Source organism: Caecibacter sp. AF58-12pH5A (assembly GCF_027681725.1).
Classification (GTDB): domain Bacteria; phylum Bacillota; class Negativicutes; order Veillonellales; family Megasphaeraceae; genus Megasphaera; species Megasphaera hominis.
Genome location: NZ_JAQDBC010000065.1, coordinates 1 through 4,634, shown reverse-complemented (window position 1 = coordinate 4,634; position 4,634 = coordinate 1). Strand labels below are relative to the sequence as shown.

The following is a 4,634-nucleotide window of genomic DNA, read 5'->3' as shown; positions in this document are numbered from 1 at the left end:
TCGATGTAGTCGTCGTGGTACGAGCGTTTGACGAAGCCCAGTTCGCTATTGAAGCCTTGCGTATTGGTGGTCGAGTCTGCGTCGTAGCGGAGGTCATTGCCTCCTAAAAGGACGTAGGGTGTGTATTTCTTCCAGACCTCGTGGTCTTCCCAGCCGACGTCGCCGTAGTTACCGCCCATATTGCCTCTGACGCCGGTTTCTGTATTCCAGGCGGCGATTGCAGCTTCATAGCCACTGGTAGAAGCCGTGTCTGTAACATCTGTGACGGTGCTGATGGCGCGGTTACGTTGGGACGTCATGAGCTTGGTGGCCGGGATAACTGTGCCCTTACTGTCTTCCGGGATGTAGAGGACGATCGTTTCCGGGTCCTGCTTTTTGATGAGGACGTCGTAGCGGACGAGGCCCGGCGTAACGACGTAGTCGCGGTCCGGCATCATACTGTACGTCGTGCCACTGGTCGTGTCGATGGTATTGGCATCGTGAATAAGGTTGATGTGCTGGCCCGGACGCAAGCCGACGCTGTTTTCGACGCTGGCGTTGATGGAGGCGCCGTGGACGTCAGCCGTTTGCGTGACTTCCAGGACCGTGTCATTGGCCTGGGTTTCGCCCGGTACGTAGAAATTGAGGGTCTGGAAATAGCCCAGGTTTTCGACGGTGTTGTTGGTCGTGTGCATGTTGAGCGTGTTGTTCGTGCTCTTCGTGATAGTCGCCGGGGTGTAGCCGCCGTAGAGGCTCATCATGACGCCCAGTGTGCCGCCGTAGACGTTGACGGTGTTGCTGTCGGCTGCGCCGTCTTTCGTGTAGGCCGCGGCGATGAGGTTTGTATTTCCTTCAGCCGCATCGGTCGTGCCGATGGTACCGCCGTAGATGTCCAGGGTGTTGCCTGAGGCGTCGCCTGCCGGGGTCTGGCCAGCCACAACGGTTTCTTTTACCGTGCCGCCGTTGATGGTGACGGTATTCTTAGATGACGAGCCGCCTAGCTTATTATTGCCGCCGATGACGGTTCCGGCTGTGACGCCGTCGCCCAGGGTGACCGTATTGCTGTCGGTGCTACCTGTGGCGCCTTCCGTGGAATATTCATCATCTTTTAGCCAGCCGCCGTAGAGTTTTTCTGTGGTTACCGTGCCGCCGCTGACAGAGACTTTGTTTGCACTGGCACTGGGAGAGATAATGGTGCTGGTTGCCGTTTCCTCATCATACTCTTCCAGCGCCTCGCCTTCCGATATGCCGCCTGTGATTTCCTGCAGCTTTGTAAGGGAGGAATCGCTTATGGACACTTCGTTGCTATCTGCCTGGGTGGAGCTACGGCCGCCATAGATGTACTCTGTATCTGCTGCTGTGCTCTTGGTTATTTTCACTGTATTATCATTGGCATAATAGTAGCCATAGCCGCCGGCAATGGCTTTTGCCCCTGTTACAGTCACGCTGGTCAGGGAAAGGTCGTTGTCATTGACCAGCATTCCCATATATCCACCGGCAATAGCAGGACCACCACCATAGGCCTCTCCTGTAAAGGACAGGGAGCCGCCGGTAATAGACGTGGTATTATGCTCTATCTTGCCAGCATAAGATTCTGCCCCCACAAGCTGGTTTATATTGGTGAGGGTCGTATTTTCCAGGGTCAGCTCATTATTGTTGGCAGTTGTGTCTCCATAGGCCCCTACAAGGGCTCCCTGGTTGAAGGCCAGGTGGCTGTTATTCTTGATGGTAAAGGTATTCCCAGCGGCAGTACCCGATCCACTAGCGCTGCCATAGATAACATTAATTCCTGTAATGTCCGCAGCATCGATCGTAATGGTATTGGCATTGGCTGCTGTACCGGACTCCGTATAGGCACCAGCCAGTGTCAGTTCCTTGCTCTCAAGGGTGGAGTTCTTCAAAGAAAGGGTGGTGCCGGAAACAGAGCCGTCTTCAGAATGGCTGCCGTATATGGTGGTGACATTTTTGATGGTGGCATCGGTAATTGACAGTGTGTTGCCAGCTTCTTCCGTGCTGCCCGTTTCTTCAGTACTGACGCCTGCCCGGGTCTGGCCATCGGCACCCATGATGGTCAGGCCATCTGTTGCGCCTGTGATGGTGACATCACTGATGGAAACGGTGTTGCCCAGGGCTTCTGCTTTTTCTGCCGGTTTCTTTTCATCCAGGGATGCCTTGCCGCCGATGATGGAGGAAATATCATTCAGCTCTGCACCTTTGCCGGAAATGGTGACGGAGTTGCCCGAGGCGGAGCCATTGGAGGCTTCGCCGCCGATAATCCGGCTAGCCGTACTGCCATCGCTATGCAAATACGATTTCTGATAGGTTTCTCCATCATAGGTAACTTCATAAAAAGAAGTCCCTAAGGTGACGTTTGTGTCGCTGAGGGTAACGGAGTTGCCTGAGGCTTCGGAGATGGCCCAGCCGCCATAGATGTCGGAAATCCCGTCTGTAATGGTGCTATGGCTGATTTGCACACTATTCCCGGAGCTGGTGCTGCTTGTTAAGTATCTATCATCAGCGGAAAAACTTGGTGGTGCCATGCCGCCGGCGATGAGGCCTTGGGGTGGATCATCAAACTCTGTCATAATTCCCCATATGTCTCCTACAGAAGCTCCTATGGTGCCACCATAGACAGAGACCGTATTATCGTTAGCCGTTGGGTTGTCATGGATGCTGCCAGACCGCCCTACTGTATAGCCACCCACGAGCGTATTGCCAATCACAGGTGTTGTGGAGTAATCCGCTTTTCCCACGGTGACAATATTGCCTGTAGCATCAGCATAGATAGCTTCACCGCCGATGATCTTGCTGGCAGCGCCGCTGATCAGGGTGGCTTCATTATCCAGGGCATTCCTCATGGCAGCACCGCCATACACGGCTCCTCGGATTGTCGTTGCACCGGAGGTGGTTTCCTGGATAGTTATCTCATTGCCTATGGCATCACGGTAGAAGCATAGAGCAGCAAAATCTCCTCCGGAGTGATCGGTAGGTATCATGATATCATGCTCCGTCGAGGATACACCACCGGCGGCTACATAGAGGTTGCTGTCGGTAATGTTTACAATATTTCCATTGGCGTCGCCATCGCTTTCCGCTGCTTCGGCCTCTTCATTTACTTCCGTACCGATAGGAGACGTCAGCCAACCATTTGCGAGTCCGCCTATGGCATATACCTTTCGCTGGCTATTGGCGACATTGATGTGGGTCAAGGTCAGGACGTTTTCATTGGCACTGGCCAGGTTCATGCCATTGCCCCCATAGATTTCTACGCCATTATCCCAAGACTTTCCACTGGTATCCGGGCCGATGGTAATATTGTCTAAGGTTACGTGGTTTTTGTTGGCTTCTTGAAAGTAGGTGCTGCCGCCTGAGACGGTATTGGTCAAAGTACTATTGCGCATGACCACGGTATTCCCTGTGACCTTCCCTTTACTCGAATAGCCGCCGTAGACGCTGTCGTAGGTGCCGTTATCTCCAGACTTGGCATAGGTACCAGCCGCTTCCTCGTCGGCGCTGGTACCGATATAAACGGCATTGCCCGTTACATTGCCTGCAGCAACAAACTTATCATAAACAATTCCTATTTTACTCCCCGATGTAGTTGTCGCATTGCCCCACACATAAGCAGCGCCGCCATAAACAGATACGGCTGTTCCGTCCGCAACTGAGGCCGGGTTCACGGTTACCGTATTCCCTGCTACGGTAAAGCTCTCAGTAGAAACCGGAATCTCAACAGCGGTTTCCGCAGTCGCCTCATTCCAATCCATCAAATAGCCGCCGAAGATGGAAATACTGCCAGCACCGTCGCCCAATAGCGTGTCAGACACGGTAACGGTGTTGGAACTGGCTGCCGTCATGGTTGCATTCTCTTCCTCCCGGACCAGGCCGCCAAAGATGTCCGAGCCCGGGGCTTCTGAAGTAATGATATCGCCGCTAATGGTCAAGGTATTGTTAGAAGCGGTATTTGTATCCTTATTGCCGATGGCCGGGTTGTCCATATTAATCTCTCTAATCCCATAGCCACTGGTATCACCCTTTTCAGCCTGTACCTGGTCACCAGTAAGAGAAATGGCTGCCGCCTGAACGGGCGAAGCTTGCAGTGTAACGCCTAGGATACTTGATAAGATGAGCCCGCTAATGATGCTTCTACTATGTTGTTTCATTTTCATTCCTCCCCATTTTTCATAAAACCCGCACTGAAGCTGCTTATCTCCCCATTGATAAGTAACTAGTATTATATAATTACATTATAATATAATTAATTTTAATATGAAATATAAAATGGTATATTAGTTTTGCATATTGCAAAAAAAGCAATCTCTCTTAGCAGTTTGCCGTAGTAAATTGACTAAAAGAGATTGCTATTTCAGCTATGTGAAGTGGATCGTGTCTTAGAATGCTCTGCCGATAGTCAGCGTGTAGTCAATGCCTTTCTTCATGCCTACCCAGCCTCGGAGTTTGACATCTGCGTTCCAGGGGTTGTCTTTGTGACTTTGGCTGGACCAGCCCAGTTCTAAGAAGCCGGCGTCGCCCTTGCCATCTTTTTCGGGGAGATTGAAGTTATTGTACGTGGCTCGGGCTGTGCCGTCAAATTCGTGATCCCAGCCAAGGCCTACGTAGTAGGTTTGGTTTTCCTGGTAATGCTTCGTCCAGCG

General features: G+C 52.1%; 2 protein-coding genes. Both read right to left on the bottom strand.

Going from position 1 to position 4,634, the window contains the following annotated elements; genetic code table 11:
• Nucleotides 1–4,142: beta strand repeat-containing protein (locus PGX44_RS13655; RefSeq protein ID WP_498855802.1), on the bottom strand; the 4,142-nt coding region annotated here is incomplete at its 3' end.
• A 228-nt stretch (nucleotides 4,143–4,370) separates the two neighbouring features.
• A partial coding sequence (locus PGX44_RS13650) for a hypothetical protein (RefSeq protein ID WP_498855558.1) occupies nucleotides 4,371–4,634 on the bottom strand: 264 nt, incomplete at its 5' end.